The following is a 17,594-nucleotide window of genomic DNA, read 5'->3' on the forward strand; positions in this document are numbered from 1 at the left end:
TTATAAAATGTAATTTAATGATATGAAAGAAGGGGATTTTAGTGAGTGAAGTTAAAAAACTTAAAACAAGAGATGAAATTGACAGCATGTACAAGTGGAACGTCCAAAAGATGTATAAGAGTTCTGCGGCGTGGGAAGAAGATTTTGAAATACTAAGATCTAAAGCACCAGAAATGCAAAGATTTTCAGGGAAACTGGGCACTGCTGAGGAGTTATTATCATTTTTAGAAAGCAATGTAGAGATTCAAAGACTTCTAGAAAAATTGCTTGTATATGCACATTTAAGAGGGGATGAGGATACAGCTAAGGCAGAGTTTCAAGTACTTAAAAATAAGATTGATTCATATGCCGCAGAAGTTTCGAGTGCCACTGCATTTTTTGTCCCTGAACTATTATCATTAAAAGAGGGCTTTATAGATGAGGCAATTTGTAAGATTCCAAAACTTAAAATATATGAATTCTACTTACTAGATATTTTAAGTCAAAAGCCTCATACATTAAGTGTAGAGGGAGAAAAGCTATTAGCATCTGTAAGCGACTGCTTAAATGCCCCGGGAAATATATTTGAAATGCTTACAAATGCAGATATGACGTTTCCAAGTATAAAAGATGAAAAAGGTAATGAAATTGAATTAACAGAAGGAAACTACAGTATTTTTATAAAATCGAAGGATAGAAGGGTAAGAAAAGATGCCTTTGAAACATTATTTGGAACATATAAGGGGTTTAGAAATACGTTAACAACATCTTTAACATCATCAATAAAAAACTTTGTATTTAATGCAAAAACAAGAAATTATGCATCAGCATTAGAAAGCTCATTAAAGCCTAATAATATTCCAGTAGAGGTTTATCATAATGTGGTGGATACTATAAACAACAATCTAGACTCCCTCCATAAATATGTAAGACTTAAAAAGAAACTTTTAGGACTTGATGAAATTCATATGTATGATTTATATGTGCCAATAGTTGATGCGGTGCAAGATAGTATTGAGTATGAAGATGCTGTTAAGTTAGCATTAGATGGTATAAAACCTTTGGGGCAAGAATATTTAAATATATTTAAAGAAGGAATTAGTGAAGGCTGGGTAGATGTATTTGAAAATAAGGGTAAACGTTCTGGGGCATATTCTTCGGGATGCTATGACAGTATGCCATACGTACTCTTGAATTATAATCACCAATTAAATGATGTATCTACGCTTGCTCATGAAATGGGGCACTCTATTCATTCTTATTATTCAAGGAAGAATCAACCGTATATATATTCAGAGTATGAGTTATTCTGTGCGGAAGTAGCATCTACAACTAATGAATGTTTACTAATAGATTATTTAATTAAAAATGAGACAGATAAGAAGAAAAGACTATTCTTAATAAATCAGCAATTGGAAGGAATAAGAACTACAGTATTTAGACAATGTATGTTTGCAGAGTTTGAAAAAACAACCCATGAAAATATTGAGCAGGGTAACCCATTATCTCCAGAGGACTTATGTAAAATTTATCATGATTTAAACCGAAAATATTTTGGAGCTGAAATGGTGGTAGATGAGGGTATTGATATGGAATGGGCAAGAATTCCTCACTTTTACAGCGACTTCTATGTATATCAATATACTACGGGTTTTGCAGCAGCTAATTCTTTCAGTAAAATGATAGTTGAAGAGGGCGAAAGCGCTGTAGAAAGATATAAAGGATTCTTAAAGAGCGGTGGAAGTGACTATCCAATAAATATACTTAAAAAAGCAGGGGTAGATATGTCATCACCAAAACCTTTAGAGGATACTATAAGAAGATTTGATGAATTATTAGAAATGCTCGAAAAAGAGATATAAAAAAAGTATGAAGTTTCTCCTGGATGACTTGCAATAAGAACTTGAAACGAAAAATTTTGTTAAGAAATTCTAAATGAAATTTCAATGTTTCTGCATTTCTTATTGCAAGTCGCTTTCAGAGAAATCCAATACTTATTATTTAGATCTTATTTTGAACATCTTTATGACATAGTAGAGACAAAGATTACAGGATTTAATACAATGTCAAAAAAAGAAAAAGAAGAGTATGATGTATAATGGTACCTATAGGAAGGACACTTGAAAAAAAAGTGTTTGGATTATAGGTATTTTTTTCGTATAATTTATATATAGATAGGATGGTGGCAAATGAGTAAGATTTTATTTACCCAAAAAGATATTATAAACCTTGAAAATAATAAAAATGTTAAAAAAGTTAGTGAATATGCGATCACATATAATTATGAATTTAAAATATTATTTATAGATGAATATATAGCTGGAAAACTACCAAGACAGATTTTTGCCGAAAATGGGTTTGATATAAATGTAATTGGATTAGGCAGAATCGAACAATCAGCATATAGGTGGAGTGCAGCTTACAAAAAAGATGGAATAATTGGGTTAGAAGACACAAGGAAAGGGGCAAGTGGTAGACTACGCTCTACCGAGCTTACAAAAGAAGAAATAATAGAGAGGCAAGATGCTAAAATAAAACTGCTTGAGGCACAGGTAGAATTGTTAAAAAAATTAGACGCGAAAGAAAGGCAGGTGGTACAAAAAAATAACAAAATCAAATCAAGCGATGTTTTTAAAACTATAAAAGAAGTTATTGAAAAATATAGCTTTAAAAATGTAACCAGATACTTATGCGAATTATCAGGAGTGTCTAGATCTGGGTACTACAATTATATTGCTTCAAAGGATATACAGATTGAACGCGAGCAGCGTGATTTAGAGGATAGGGACTTAATATTGAAGGCGTTTAATCGAAGGGGTTATAAGAAAGGCTCTAGATCTATTAAAATGACTTTGAAAAATGAATTTAATATTATATATAGTATAAAACGTATCCGTAGGATTATGAACAAATATGAAATAATATGTCCTCACAGAAAGGCAAATCCATATAGAAGAATTGCTAAAGCAACGAAAGAGCATAGCGTAGTAAAAAATATTTTGAATCGTGAATTCAAGCAGGCTACGCCAGGAAAGGTTCTTCTTACTGATATAACATATTTACCATACGGTAATAGTAAAATGGCTTACTTATCCACAATTAAGGACTCCTCAACAAATGAAATATTAGCGTATCAAACTTCAGATAGAATAACACTTGATATAGCCTTAGATACAATAAAGAAGCTAGTTAAAAACAGACGAGTAACGTTAACAAAAGATGCCTTTATTCATTCAGATCAAGGTAGTCATTATACAAGTCCAACATTTCAAAAGCTACTAAAAAAGCACAAATTATCGCAGTCAATGTCGCGTAGAGGTAACTGTTGGGACAATGCCCCTCAGGAATCATTTTTTGGACATATGAAAGATGAGATAGATTTAAAGTCCTGTACTACGCTTGAAAATGTTAAGAAAATGATAGATAGGTATATCACATATTATAATAATTATAGATACCAGTGGGACTTGAAAAAGATGGCTCCTGTACAATACAGAAACCATCTCTTAGCTTGATAGCACCTTTTTTTAGAGTGTCCTTGACATAGGTAACAGTTTAATGTTGTTTCCTTGTGTAAATACACGGGGAAATTCATGTTTATGATTGCTTTTGAATAAAGGATTTGTATGAGCATTATAATTTTAATATATTTAATGGCAGATTTGGTATTGTAGAAAGTATAGAGAATACAATAGAAAGAATAATACAAGGTGGTATTTAAAATGGAGAAAAAGCTTAGATATAGATTGATTACCGGAAAAGATGATGCGAACTTTTGTAAAAGAATTTCTGAATTACTTGATGAAGGTTATACATTATATGAATCTCCTTCGTGTACATTTAACGGACAAGATGTAATTGTGGCACAAGCTGTAATTAAGAATGATAAAAAATAAATATTAAAAATTTTAATTACCTAGAAATTGTAGGTATTGCAGGACTAAATATATTAATATTTAATACACAGTTGTAAGAAATTATAATGTAAATAATGTATTTTATAAGGAGATGTTTGATTATGAAAAAGTCTCTATCAATAAATTTTATCGAAGTACTTTTAGATGTTTTACTAACTGTATCAGGGTTTTTATTAGTAATGGGTGTATTACATGTACTATTTGGTGGAAAGGCTGTATTTACTATAAATATTGGTATTAGTTTTATAGTTTATTTAATTTACGTTTTAATACTTTACAATCTACGCAAAATTGTTTGTAGTGCTAAATTAACACCGTTTTGTTTTGATAATGTCAGGAGATTTAAAATAATTGGATATTATATGTTCTCTATAGCTATTTTTGATGTAATCATGAACTACAAAAGACAAGCTGGTATAGAAATATTTGCTACAAGATATGGGTCACTTAAAGGCAGTTTTTTTATGTATATTGTGTTAGCTTGTATGGCTTTAGCTTTAGCAGAAATATTCAAAAAAGCAATTGAAATAAAAGAAGAAAACGACTCGACTGTCTAAAGGAATATAATATTACAATTATCGTAAATTTGGATTTTATACACTTGAAGCTATTTCTCGTGAATTGCAATGCCAACTTGGTGATTTATTAGAATATAAAGAATAATATATATATAAGTTGCGTCGCAACATTCTAAAATAGAGCATCAATTGTATATCTACGATTGATGCTCTATTTTTGAAGACTTCGAAGGTTAGTTATATGATTTTTAACAGACAAGATGTAATTCATAATGACAATAATGCGGAAAAATAAATATTAAAAATTTGAATATTTAATGTTAAATATTATTGTGACATACATTATACACTATACGAATAAAATTAAGATATGATGTTAAAATGCCGCACGAGATATAGTAAGGAGAGTGATTTAAATAATAATTTTCACCACTATTTTAATAGGTATAATATTTTTGACAGGGATTATTATGCTACAGATATTTTTATCAAAACGACAAAATAAGTGGCTTGGTTTAATATTGCCAATAATTAATGTTATTTTTTCCATTAGGGCAGTTTTAGGTATAAATTTCGATGGGGGAGAATCAATTAGTACAATTGTAATGGAAACGATTATGACGTTTTTAGTGTGGAATATTTTAACAGGTGTTTTAAGTGATGTATATTTTACTTGCCGTGAAAAATTAAAAAAGAGTAAAATATAGATGAAATGAATGTGGAAATTATTGCGATTTGGTGGTTTTTTATCTGCTATCCATAGTAGATACATCTTAGTGTAAATATGATATAGTATGAAGTTTTTCCGGAAATGACATGAAATAAGAAGTGCAGAAACATTGAAAGTTGATTTAGAAATTCTACCGATTTATGCGCAAAAAAAGTATATGTTACATATAATGCATTGAAGCGAGCTTTAGAACTTCTTATTTTATTTTTAATTAAGATGCGTTAGGAAAAACATATGTTTGAGCGACACAGCGAGTTTATGTTTTTTAGCAGATTAATTAAAAGTAAAATTAGTAGTTCTTAGCGAAGTGAATGCATTAATAGTAATATATACTTTTTTATTTTAGTCTTGTTTCTTTTTAGTAATATACCAATATACAGGTAATCCAATTAAGGTTATTGCAAGTCCTATAAGTGCTTTTGAAGTATCAGTTAAAAGTGTACTTACTAGGATATATATACCTCCAGTAATTCCGATGAGTGGAACTATTGGGTAGAAGGGTACTTTATAAGGTCTCTCTAAATCTTTATGTTTTGTTCTTAATATAAAGATACCAGCTACTGCCATTGTGAAGAAAATCCATAAAACAAATATAACAAGATCAGTTAAGGTATCAAAAGAACCGCTAAATACATATAAAGAGGCGAGTACTGCCTCGAAAATAAAAGCGTTTAATGGAGTTTGATATTTTTGATTAACTTTTCCGAGGATCTTATCAAAAGGTAAAAGTTTATCTCGAGCCATGGCAAAGGGTATTCTAACTCCTGTCATTAGGTAACCATTTAATGTTCCAAAGATTGAAATTAATATGCCAGCAGTTATAAACAATGAACCAAATTTTCCAAATAAAACTGTTGCAACATCAGAAGCCACTTTATTAGAACTAATAACAGCTGTTATAGGAATTATGTTTATAATTGCTAAATTAAATAAAACATACACTGTTATAATAACGATTAGTCCTAAAATTATGGACTTTGGTATGTCTTTTTTAGGATTTTTAAGTTCTCCTGCTATATTACCTACGCCTACCCAGCCATCATAAGCCCAAAGTGTTCCAAGCATAGCAGCTCCAAAACCAGCTCCGGCTGCAGTAGTCCCTAGTGGCAAGGAAAAACTGTGAGCTGTTCCTTTTATAAGGCCTAAAGCAATAATAATAAAAATTGGAATTAGTTTTGCAACAGTTGCAATGAACTGAATTTTACTAGCAAGTTTTGTTGATAACACGTTTGCAGTGGTGATAACAAATATCATTAATATTGCAAATAGTTTTTGCTGGATTGGACTCATAGGTACAAAATTAGTAGCTTGAGTTGCTAAAACTATTGCGAGTGCTGCGGCGGCACCAGGTACATAAATAACCGTCTGTACCCAACCAAATAGAAATGCCCATTTTTCTCCATAGAGTTCTTTAAGATATATAAATATACCACCAGTTTTTGGAATAGCTGCTGCTATTTCAGCTATAGTAAGACCAGAAGCCATAGTTATAATGCCACCGGCGACCCAAGCAAGTATTCCCATGGTTGGAGATCCTGCGTTTTTAAATACAATAGAAGGTTTAAAGAAAATCCCTGAACCTATAACCATACCTATAACTAGGGTAATGGATTCTAGTAAGCCGATTTCTTTCTTTAGTGTTTTTGGTGAATTATTGATAGAATCTAATTCTTTTGATGCTTCCAGAATAAATCATCCTCTCTTTTGTTAGTCTTAAAATAATAGAAAACTCATTTAAGTGGGTCAAATCATCTCCTGCGGAGCTGAAATGTCGCTAAAATATATAAAGACATGAAGTAAAAAAGCGGCAAAAGCACTGCATTTTTACTACATGTCCTCTTATCTGAAAGTTTCATTAGATAATAATCTAAGTTGCTCCAATAAAAATATTTTAAATAACTATAATCCCAAATGTAAATTTTATTATTTCTTTATATTTTATTAGCAAATTCAAATATAGTCAAGAAGAATTTTTTAAAACATACAACTTAAAATATCTTCTATATTTGCATTTGAAAAATAATCAGATATATTAAAGGCTGAAAGCGCTTTTTTTACATCAGATTCCACATGATTTATGCCTATAAGGGCAGCATCTATGTCCGAGATATCAAGTTTGCTAAAAAAATCACCATATATCGTAATATCTTTTATTATTCCATGTTGTACTTCCATATTACATTCAACAGTTCCAAATGAAAACTTCTTTTCATTTGTGAAATTATATTTTGGTGAATGGCCAAAATTCCATTCCCAAGTAGAATATTTTTCAGTGGCAAGCTTATTTATACTATTTAAATCATATGGAGTGAATTCATACAAATAATCTGAATTATTTTTTGTAATAATATAGTTCATAATTAACTCTTTAAATTCCATGATAGATAGAGACCGTGTTAAGTGCGAACTTATATTAGTTACCCTGCTTAATACGGATTTAATACTTTTGTCTTGAAATTTTAAAGGTTTAGCTTGTAATGCTTTTGATAAATCCGAAATATTTGATGAAAAAAGCAAGGTGCCATGATGAAGAACTCTGTTTTTGTAATTATATTGTGCATTGCCTGAGAATTTTTTACCTTCAATGGTTAGATCATTTCTTCCACTAAATTCTGCATTTATGTTAAGTAAGTTTAAAACATTTAAAATTGGCAAGGTGAATTTTCTGAAATTATTAAAATTTTCTTCACTACTATTTTTGATAAAAGTGAAATTCAAATTGCCTAAATCGTGAAAAACAGTGCCTCCACCAGACAATCTCCTTACCACAGGAATATTATTTGTTTTTATATAGTCTAGGTTAATTTCTGATAAGGTATTTTGGTTTTTTCCGACGATGATACAAGGCTCATCACTCCAGAGCATAAAACAGTCTTCTTTAAATTTTTTTAGCAAATATTCTTCCGCTGCTAAGTTAAAATAGGGACTTGTATTTGTGTTATTTATATAAATCATTATATTTCCTCCTTGCATTAACTTTAGATTTGAAATTATAAACCAATATATATATTTAATTGAATTATATACCAAAAGGCAGTATAATGAAACATGAAGGAGAATAAAAAAACAATCATTTTTTTTTATATTTCAATGCATATATTTTACAAAAATGGGGGGAATTATGTTGAAAAATTTAAAAAAAACGCCGCTATATAGTGTTTATAAAGAATATGGTGGGAAAATAGTTGATTTTGCTGGGTGGCAAATGCCAATACAGTTTGAAGGGATAATTTCTGAACATGAAGCTGTAAGGTCCGCTGCTGGACTTTTCGATGTATCACACATGGGAGAAGTGGAAGTAAAAGGAGCCGAGGCTTTCGAATTTGTACAAAATTTAGTTACAAATGATTTAGCAGTACTTGAAGATAATCAAATACTATATACTTTTATGTGCTATGAAAACGGAGGAGTAGTTGATGATCTTTTAATATATAAATTTGGTAAGGAACATTTCTATCTTGTTATAAATGCAGGGAACATAGAGAAAGATTTTCAATGGATGATTGACAATAAGGGCGCCTATGATATGGAACTCACTAATATTTCAAATGAGGTAGCAGAGGTTGCGATTCAAGGACCAAAGGCACAAAAGATACTTCAAAAAATAGCTGATATAGATTTAGATGAAATTAAATTTTTCTATTGTAAACGAGATGTTCTTGTAGATGGTGTAAAATGTCTTATTTCAAGAACAGGGTATACAGGTGAGGATGGGTTTGAAATATACACTTCCCCAGAGGAAATAGAAAAATTATGGCATAAACTATTTAATATAGGTGAGGAAGAAGGACTTAAGCCCACAGGGCTCGGCTGCAGAGACACTTTAAGATTCGAAGCTTGCCTCCCTTTATATGGAAACGAATTATCTCAAGATATTACACCGCTTGAAGCAGGACTTGGATTTTTTGTAAAGCTTAAAAAAAATGAATTTATAGGAAAAGAAGCTCTTTTAAAGCAAAAAGAACAAGGTCTTAAGAGGAAATCAGTAGGGTTTGAAATGAAGGATAGGGGAATTCCAAGACATGGTTATGAAGTTACTGCATTCGGAGAAAAAATCGGAGTGGTAACAACGGGATATTTCTCGCCTACATTAAAGAAAAATATAGGTCTTGCTTTAATAGATTCTAAATACTCAGAATTAGGTACAGAAATTGAAATTGGGATTAGAGGTAAAGCATTAAAAGCTGAGGTAATAAGTAAAAAATTTTATAAGAAAAATTATAACAAATAAAATTTAGGGGGATTTTAAATGAAAACATTAAAGGAATTATTTTATAGTAAAGATCATGAATGGATAAAAATTAAAGGTAATAAGGCATACGTTGGAATTTCTGATTATGCACAACATGCTTTAGGAGATATTGTTTTTGTTGAGCTACCAGAGGTAGATGCAGAAATTACTAGTGGGGATGTTTTTGGGGTCATTGAGTCTGTTAAAGCAGCTTCTGACATGTATATTCCATTTAGTGGAAAGATTTTAGAGGTAAATGATGATGTAGTAGATAACCCAGTATTAGTAAACGAAGACTGCTATGAAAATTGGATGTTTCTTATAGAAATTACAAATAAGGAAGAATTAAAAGAACTTATGAACGAAGAGCAATATAATGAATATTGCAGTAAGGAGAAATAAGATGTTTCCTTATATACCTAATACTTTAGAAGACGAAAAGGTAATGTTAAAAAGTGTGGGTGCGGAGTCTGTACAGGAACTGTTTAAAGACATACCAGAGGACCTTAAATTAAATAGAGATCTAAATATAAATTCACCCATGTCAGAACTGGAAGTACAAAAACACGTAAAATCACTTTGTAATAAAAATAAAAGCGCTGAAGAGTTAGTTTGTTTTTTAGGAGCTGGAGTTTACGATCATTATATACCTTCTATAATAAAGCATATAGTTTCAAGATCAGAATTTTATACATCATATACACCTTATCAACCAGAGATAAGCCAAGGTACTCTTCAGGCTATTTTTGAATATCAAACATTAATATGCAGTTTGACCGGACTAGATGTTGCGAATGCATCTATGTATGATGGTGCTACGAGTTGCGCTGAAGCTGCTTTTATGGCTGCTGAGCATACAAAAAGAAAATCTATAATTGTATCTAAAACAGTACATCCAGAAATTAGAAAAGTCGTTCATACCTATGCAAAATTTAAGGGATTAGAACTAATAGAAGTAGATGAGAAGGAAGGAGTTACTGATACTCTAAAATTAAAAGAACTTGTAGATAGCAGTGTGGCAGGAGTTATAGTTCAAAACCCTAATTTCTTTGGAATAATTGAAGATATGAGGTCGGTTGAAAAAATTACTCATGATAATAAAGCTATTCTAATAATGAGCGTAGATCCTATATCTCTTGCCATATTAAAAACTCCAGGAGAAATAGGAGCAGATATTGTGGTAGGGGAAGGCCAATCACTTGGAAATGCAATGAACTTTGGAGGACCTTATTTGGGATTCATGGCAACGACGAAAAAACTTATGAGAAAAATGCCAGGAAGGATTGTAGGTCAGACCATCGACGTAGATGGAAAAAGAGCCTTTGTATTAACGCTTCAAGCTAGGGAACAACATATAAGACGCGAAAAAGCGACTTCTAATATATGTTCAAATCAAGCTTTAAATGCATTAACTGCTGCAATTTATCTTACAACTATGGGAAAACAGGGATTAAAAGAAGTGGCATATCAAAGCACTCAAAAGGCGCACTATGCTTTTAATGAAATAATTAAATTAGAAAAATACGAGCCAGTATTTAATAAACCTTTCTTTAAGGAGTTCGTAATTCAGGGACAGGAAAGGGCTAGTATTATTAACGATAAATTATTAGAAAATAATATAATTGGTGGATATGATATAGAGAAAAATTACCCTGACCATAAAAATGCTCTACTATTCTGTGTAACAGAAAAAAGAACAAAACCAGAAATTTGTGAGCTAATAACTGCAATGGAGGGGATAAAATGAAACAGTATAATAAATTAATATTTGAAATCTCAAAAGAAGGAAGACGAGGATATACGTTACCTTGTTGTGATGTAGAGAGTATCGATATTAGCGAAATGATACCTGAGCATTTGCTAAGCAAAAAAGACATATCCCTTCCGGAAGTAAGTGAAGTAGATGTTATAAGACATTTCACTCTATTGTCTAATAAGAATTACGGGGTAGATACTGGCTTTTATCCTTTAGGTTCGTGTACTATGAAATATAATCCGAAAATTAACGAAGATATGGCGTCTATGACCTCATTTACTCAGATCCATCCATATCAAAGTGTAAAAACGGTACAAGGTTCCTTACAATTAATGTATGAACTTAGTGAAAAATTAGCTGAGATATCCGGAATGGATCAGGTTTCACTTCAACCTGCAGCAGGGGCCCATGGAGAGCTTACTGGACTTATGATTATAAAAGCCTTCCATGAAAATAAAGGGGATTTTAAAAGAAAAAAGATTATAGTTCCAGATTCAGCTCACGGAACTAACCCAGCCAGTGCAAGTGTGGCAGGCTTTGAAATTGTAGAAGTTAAATCTAATGAAAAAGGTAGTGTAGACTTAGATAGTTTGAAATCTGTATTAAACGATGAAATAGCGGGATTAATGCTAACAAATCCAAACACTTTAGGTTTATTTGATGAGAATATTAAAGAAATAACAAATCTAGTACATGAAGCTGGTGGGCTCGTATATTATGATGGAGCAAATTTAAATGCCATTATGGGTATAGCAAGACCAGGAGATATGGGATTTGACGTTGTCCATATGAATCTTCATAAAACATTTTCTACCCCACATGGTGGTGGTGGACCGGGAAGCGGACCAGTAGGAGTTAAAAAAGAACTTATACAATATTTGCCTGTCCCAATAATAGAAAAAATAGAAGAAAAATTTGTTCTTAATTATGATAAACCACTATCTATTGGAAAGGTAAAGAGTTTCTATGGGAACTTCGGAGTACTTGTTAAAGCATATTCTTATATACTTTCAATGGGCGCTGAGGGACTAAAGAAGGCAAGTGAAATGGCAGTGCTTAATGCAAATTATATGAAAAGCAAACTAAAGAACTATTATTATTTACCAATTGATAGAGTTTGCAAGCATGAATTTGTTTTAGGAGGTTTAAAGCAGGGACCAAGTGAGGTAACTACATTAGATATTGCCAAGAGACTTCTAGATTATGGATATCATCCGCCTACAATATATTTTCCAACAATTGTAGAAAATGCAATTATGATAGAACCTACGGAAACGGAAAGTCTTGAAACTATGGATGATTTTATTGAAGCTATGATAAATATTTCAGAAGAAGCAATAGAAGATCCACAGCTACTAAAGGATGCTCCATATGATACTCTTGTTAGAAGGCTTGATGAAGTTCGAGCTGCTAGATATCCAGTTTTAAAATATACTAATTAATATAACTTCGGGATAGTTAAATCATCTCCTGCGGAGCTGTAACATCTTCGTAGAAGATGTATTAACGACTTCAGAAGGAGATTTATACTCCCGCTGAAGTTTTCTATTTGTTGGGGCAAGTAACCCCACTTATAGAAGTGGGAGACTTTCCTTCTGAAATGTCGTTAAGATATTCCGAAGTTATACTGATTTATAGGAGGAGGAGCAGTGATGGAGAAGGATATAGTTATAATTGGGGGAGGCCCTGGGGGATATGTTGCTGCTATTCGTGCAGCTCAGCTGGGTGCTAAGGTTTGTATTGTAGAAAAAGGTGAGCTTGGTGGAACATGTTTAAATAGAGGATGTATTCCTACAAAGGCGCTATATAGAAATGCTGAAATTTTAAATACTTTAAAGAATATTAATGAATTTGGAATCGTGGTAGATAGTTACAGTTTTAGCGTAGAAGAAATTCAAAATAGAAAAGACAAAATAGTTAATCAACTAGTGAACGGGGTAGAACAATTATTAAAGTCAAATAATATAGATGTAATTTTAGGGACAGCTTGTTTGAAAGATAAAAATACAGTTTCTATCTCTCTTAAGAATGGAGAATTAAGAGAAATAATAACGAAAAATATAATTATAGCAACTGGGTCTATTCCATTAATACCTAATATACCGGGTATAGATCTACCAGGAGTATTTACTAGTGAAAATATATTAGAATTTAAAGAAGTGCCTAATAAATTAGCAATTATAGGCGGCGGTGTTATAGGTGTGGAGTTTGCAGGTATATTTAATGCATTAGGATCAAAGGTAACTGTTATAGAGTTCTTGCCAAGTATTCTTGCTCAAGTGGATACTGATTTAACAAAGAGATTGAGTGTTTCACTTAAAAGAAAAGGTATAGATATGAGTATCAACACAAAGGTAATTAGTATTGAAAAATCTAATGAACAGCTAATTGTAACTGCCGATGGGAAAAAAGGAGAAATTGTGTTTACGGCAGATAATGTATTGGTATCCGTTGGTAGAACGCCTATGACTGAAGGGCTTAATATTGAGAATTTGGGTATATCGCTTAATAGAAGAGCTATTGTGGTAGATGAAAATTATGAAACTAACATTCCAGGTATTTATGCTATTGGTGATGTGAATGGAATAAGTATGCTTGCTCATGCAGCAACGCATCAAGGTAAAAAAGTGGTTGAGAGAATTATGGGTTATATTGCTCCTTATTCTAGTGAAATAATACCAAGTTGTATTTTTGCATTTCCAGAGATAGCTTGTGTAGGCATAACAGAAAACGAAGCCAAAAAAAAGGGAATGGAGTATAAAACAAGTAAATTTTTATTTGGAGCTAATGGCAAGGCATTAGCACTAGGTGAAGGAGAAGGATTAGTAAAGGTTATAGCAACGCTTGAGGATATAATCATTGGAGTGCATATAATGGGACCTCATGCATCGGATTTAATTCATGAAGGGGCTATGGCTATAAATAATAATATGAATGTTTCAAACATCGCTAGCATGATACATGCTCATCCAACACTATCTGAAGCTTTTGAAGAAGCAGTGTTAGGGTTAAAAGGTGAAGCTATTCATATGGTACCTGCTAAAAAAAGATAGAAGAAACATAAAGATAGTTCAAGAGAGTAATTTTAATTACTCCCTTGGACTATCTTTGTATTTTAAAGCTTTCTTACAAATAATATTTAAATGCTATGCAATTAGAATTATATTTGGACGTTTTGTATCCTGTTGAACCATATTTTGCTATAATATATATACATATACTATTTGAAATTTTAAAATAGTGAATAATGGGAGGGATGAAAATGAGATTATTGCTTACAAACGATGATGGTATAAATGCAAAGGGGTTATATGCTTTAGCTAAAGAACTCGAAAAAAATCATGAAGTAATTATTGTAGCACCATATAATGAAAAAAGCGCTTGCGGACATTCCATAACCCTTACAAGGCCACTTATTGTTAGAGAAACAAAAATTGAAGGGTTAAAATCAAAAGCTTATAGCGTAGATGGAACACCAGCAGATTGTGTAAAAATAGCAATTAATAAGCTCATTGATAGTAAAAGTGATTGTAAAATAGATATGGTAGTATCCGGAATCAATAAAGGATTAAATTTAGGTACTGATGTCTTATATTCCGGTACAGTTTCTGCAGCTATAGAAGCAACTATTTATAAAATACCAGCTATGGCGGTTTCTATGGAAATTAAGCGAAATATTGAAAATTATGAAATGGCAGCTAAATATGCTGGAAAGATATTGCTTAAGGCTATTGAGAATAACATTAAGAATGATATTGTATTAAATGTGAATATTCCTATGCTAAGGGATAATGAAATAAAAGGAATTAAAGTATGTAAAATTGGAAGTAGATTGTATAACAACCGTTATATAGAAACTATTGGAGAAAATAATGAAACTCAATATGAAATTAAGGGTGAGGTAATAGATATTCATGAGGATGATTCTGACACAATATATTTTAAAGAGGGGTATGTTACTGTAACTCCACTTCATTATGATTTAACTAATTTTAAAATGTTAGATGAAACACGCAAATGGTTTTAACGACATTTCAGAAGGAAAGTCTCCAACTTATATAAGTGAGAGTTCTATACTGTAACAAAGAGAAAACTTCAGTGGGGGAATTTATGAATATTAAAGAAAAACCATTAATTTTTGATGGCGCAATGGGGACATATTACGCAAGTGTTTGTGAAAATCCATTATCCAAATGTGAACTTGCAAATATTTATGATAAAAATACCATACTAAATATACATAAGGAATATATAAATGCTGGTTGCAAGGCAATTAAAACCAATACATTTGGAGCAAATAAAATTAGCCTTGAAAGTAATTTTGATACGGTTAAAGAGGTTATTGTAAAAGGTTATGAGATAGCAAGGGAAGCCACAAAGGGTACTGAGGTTTTAGTTTTTGCCGATATTGGGCCAATACCATTTTTAGAAATGATGGATTTATGGGAGGCATACAAAGAAATAGTAGATTTGTTTTTAGATCTCGGTGCAACATATTTTATATTTGAAACTTTTAGCAGTGATGAATATCTTGCTGAGATTTCAAGGTATATTAAGGAGAAAAATCCAAATACATATATTTTGATGGAACTTGCGGTTTCACCAGAAGGGTTTACAAGACTTGGAATAAATGGTGAAAAATTTATAGAGAAAGTTTCGCAAATACCAACTATTGATGCCTGTGGATTCAACTGCTTTTCTGGGCCATATCACTTACTTCAATATATTAAAACTCTTAATATAGAAAATAAAACTATTTCTGTTATGCCAAACTCAGGGTATCCAACAATAATAAATAATCGTACGTTTTTTAATAATACTAAAGAATATTTTGCTGTGCAAATGCTAGAAATAGCAAAGCAAGGTGTGGCTATTATTGGTGGTTGTTGCGGTACAACTCCAGAATTTATAAGGGAAACTGTTGCAAAAATAAAAGGTTTATCAACACGCGAAATTGTTCCGAGTAAAACTGGAAAAGTTAAAATTGAGAAATTAATTGTTAAAAACCTTCTCCTGGAAAAAATCAGAATTGGGAAAAAAATTATTGCGGTAGAATTAGACCCACCACTTGATACAGGAATTGAATTTTTTATGAATAGTGCTAAGAGTCTTAAAGAGAATGGAGTTGATGCAATAACCATTGCAGATTGTCCTATTGCAAGAGTAAGGGTAGATAGTAGTCTACTAGCTTGTAAGTTGAAAAGAGAACTCGACATCACAACAATTCCACATATGACATGTCGCGATAGAAATATTAATGCTACAAAGGCATTACTTCTAGGCTTAAATATTGAGGGGGTAAATAACGTTTTAGTGGTAACAGGTGACCCTATACCCTCAGCCCAGCGTGACGAGGTTAAGGGGATGTTTAGTTTTAATTCTGCAATACTTGCTAACTATATAACCAATCTAAATGATATAACATTTTCATCACCTTTTAATATTTGTGGTGCTTTAAACGTAAATGCTATTAATTTTAGTAGCCAACTATTACACGCAAAAAAGAAAATTGAAAGTGGAGTAACTATGTTTTTAACACAGCCAATTTTAACAAAGCAGGCTGTAGAAAATTTAAAACGGGCACGTAGTGAATTACCTGCTAAGATATTAGGTGGAATTATTCCGATTGTAAGCTATAAGAATGCTTGCTTTATGAACAATGAAATTTCTGGAATAAGCGTTTCTGAGGAAATTATAGAACTATATAAGGACATTTCAAAAGAAGAAGCTAGGGTTCTTGCAATTAAAATATCTACTGAAATAGCGGAAGAAATCTACCCTTATGTAGATGGATATTATCTTATTACACCGTTTAAAAGAATTGATATTATTACTGATATTATTAAGAATATAAGCACTATTAATAATTAATAAATTAAAACTCCAATCATGAATAAATACATGATTAGGGTTTTAATTTTTTGATTACAAATTTTATAAAACTAATGAACTATTATTTCCCAGGAATGTTGACAAGTATTAATTGGTAACATATAATAAACATATGAACAATGATTCATGTGTTCATATGAAAGGGGTGGAATAAATGGGAAAAAACATAGAGGTTTGTACATGTTCTAATATACATGAAGATGTAGTAGAAAAAGTAAGAAAATCAATACCACGTGAGGAAACGTTATATGACTTAGCAGAGCTTTTCAAAGTTTTTGGAGATGGTACGAGAATTAAAATTCTTTGTGTGTTATTTGAAACTGAAATGTGTGTTTGTGATATAGCTGCTCTTCTTAATATGACTCAATCAGCTATTTCTCATCAACTTCGTGTGCTTAAAAATGCTAGACTTGTTAAGTATAGACGTGAGGGAAAGGTTGTCTACTATTCTTTAGATGATCAGCATGTTAAACAAATTTTTGATCAAGGACTTATACACATAAAGGAACTTAGATAATACTCTATTACATAAAGAAAAATTTATAATATAAAAGCAAATAAAAACTTTGAA

At 31.5% G+C, this 17,594-nt stretch carries 16 protein-coding genes; 14 read left to right on the forward strand and 2 right to left on the reverse strand.

Going from position 1 to position 17,594, the window contains the following annotated elements; genetic code table 11:
- Positions 1 to 41: 41 nt before the first annotated feature.
- The 6 genes from pepF (at position 42) to ACWJKE_RS17145 (ending at position 5,121) form a co-directional block, all read left to right on the forward strand.
- Positions 42 to 1,841, forward strand: coding sequence for an oligoendopeptidase F (gene pepF / locus ACWJKE_RS17120; protein WP_220286059.1), 1,800 nt, complete (start codon positions 42 to 44; stop codon positions 1,839 to 1,841).
- A 327-nt stretch (positions 1,842 to 2,168) separates the two neighbouring features.
- Complete coding sequence (locus ACWJKE_RS17125; RefSeq protein ID WP_462959040.1) at positions 2,169 to 3,494, forward strand: IS3 family transposase; 1,326 nt, start codon at positions 2,169 to 2,171, stop codon at positions 3,492 to 3,494.
- Between the two features lie 207 nt (positions 3,495 to 3,701).
- Positions 3,702 to 3,875: a DUF1737 domain-containing protein gene (locus tag ACWJKE_RS17130; protein WP_165411659.1), complete on the forward strand. Its 174-nt coding sequence runs from the start codon at positions 3,702 to 3,704 to the stop codon at positions 3,873 to 3,875.
- A gap of 122 nt (positions 3,876 to 3,997) precedes the next feature.
- Complete coding sequence (locus ACWJKE_RS17135; RefSeq protein ID WP_220286057.1) at positions 3,998 to 4,453, forward strand: DUF2975 domain-containing protein; 456 nt, start codon at positions 3,998 to 4,000, stop codon at positions 4,451 to 4,453.
- 52 nt (positions 4,454 to 4,505) lie between these two features.
- On the forward strand, positions 4,506 to 4,559 hold the full coding sequence (locus ACWJKE_RS17140; RefSeq protein ID WP_220286199.1) for a hypothetical protein: 54 nt from the start codon (positions 4,506 to 4,508) through the stop codon (positions 4,557 to 4,559).
- 325 nt (positions 4,560 to 4,884) lie between these two features.
- A complete protein-coding gene (locus ACWJKE_RS17145; RefSeq protein ID WP_216301956.1) occupies positions 4,885 to 5,121 on the forward strand; it encodes a hypothetical protein in 237 nt (78 codons plus the stop codon).
- Positions 5,122 to 5,486: 365 nt separating this feature from the next.
- Here ACWJKE_RS17145 and ACWJKE_RS17150 read toward each other — a convergent pair whose 3' ends face one another.
- Both ACWJKE_RS17150 and ACWJKE_RS17155 read right to left on the reverse strand, forming a co-directional pair.
- On the reverse strand, positions 5,487 to 6,734 hold the full coding sequence (locus ACWJKE_RS17150) for an APC family permease (RefSeq protein ID WP_253198080.1): 1,248 nt from the start codon (positions 6,732 to 6,734) through the stop codon (positions 5,487 to 5,489).
- 384 nt (positions 6,735 to 7,118) lie between these two features.
- Entirely contained in the window at positions 7,119 to 8,099 is a 981-nt protein-coding gene (locus ACWJKE_RS17155) for a lipoate--protein ligase (protein WP_220286055.1), read from the reverse strand.
- Between the two features lie 169 nt (positions 8,100 to 8,268).
- Between ACWJKE_RS17155 and gcvT the strand changes: the two genes are divergently transcribed.
- From gcvT to ACWJKE_RS17195, 8 genes are all read left to right on the forward strand, one after another.
- On the forward strand, positions 8,269 to 9,375 hold the full coding sequence (gcvT, locus tag ACWJKE_RS17160) for a glycine cleavage system aminomethyltransferase GcvT (RefSeq protein ID WP_216301958.1): 1,107 nt from the start codon (positions 8,269 to 8,271) through the stop codon (positions 9,373 to 9,375).
- Positions 9,376 to 9,393: 18 nt separating this feature from the next.
- Positions 9,394 to 9,777 carry a glycine cleavage system protein GcvH gene (gene gcvH, locus ACWJKE_RS17165; protein WP_216301959.1) on the forward strand — a complete coding sequence of 128 codons (384 nt, stop codon included), beginning with the start codon at positions 9,394 to 9,396 and terminating at the stop codon, positions 9,775 to 9,777.
- A 1-nt stretch (position 9,778) separates the two neighbouring features.
- Positions 9,779 to 11,122, forward strand: coding sequence for an aminomethyl-transferring glycine dehydrogenase subunit GcvPA (gcvPA, locus tag ACWJKE_RS17170; RefSeq protein WP_216301960.1), 1,344 nt, complete (start codon positions 9,779 to 9,781; stop codon positions 11,120 to 11,122).
- Positions 11,119 to 12,573, forward strand: coding sequence for an aminomethyl-transferring glycine dehydrogenase subunit GcvPB (gene gcvPB, locus ACWJKE_RS17175; protein ID WP_216301961.1), 1,455 nt, complete (start codon positions 11,119 to 11,121; stop codon positions 12,571 to 12,573). The genes gcvPA and gcvPB overlap by 4 nt, the downstream gene beginning before the upstream one ends.
- Before the next feature lie 210 nt (positions 12,574 to 12,783).
- Complete coding sequence (lpdA, locus tag ACWJKE_RS17180) at positions 12,784 to 14,184, forward strand: dihydrolipoyl dehydrogenase (RefSeq protein WP_216301962.1); 1,401 nt, start codon at positions 12,784 to 12,786, stop codon at positions 14,182 to 14,184.
- 209 nt (positions 14,185 to 14,393) lie between these two features.
- Complete coding sequence (gene surE / locus ACWJKE_RS17185; RefSeq protein ID WP_216301963.1) at positions 14,394 to 15,158, forward strand: 5'/3'-nucleotidase SurE; 765 nt, start codon at positions 14,394 to 14,396, stop codon at positions 15,156 to 15,158.
- 83 nt (positions 15,159 to 15,241) lie between these two features.
- Positions 15,242 to 17,002, forward strand: coding sequence for a bifunctional homocysteine S-methyltransferase/methylenetetrahydrofolate reductase (locus ACWJKE_RS17190; RefSeq protein WP_216301964.1), 1,761 nt, complete (start codon positions 15,242 to 15,244; stop codon positions 17,000 to 17,002).
- A gap of 175 nt (positions 17,003 to 17,177) precedes the next feature.
- Positions 17,178 to 17,540 (forward strand): ArsR/SmtB family transcription factor, encoded by a 363-nt coding sequence (locus tag ACWJKE_RS17195; RefSeq protein ID WP_165411667.1) that lies wholly within the window; start codon positions 17,178 to 17,180, stop codon positions 17,538 to 17,540.
- Positions 17,541 to 17,594: the final 54 nt, after the last annotated feature.

Source organism: Clostridium sp. CM036 (assembly GCF_055081135.1).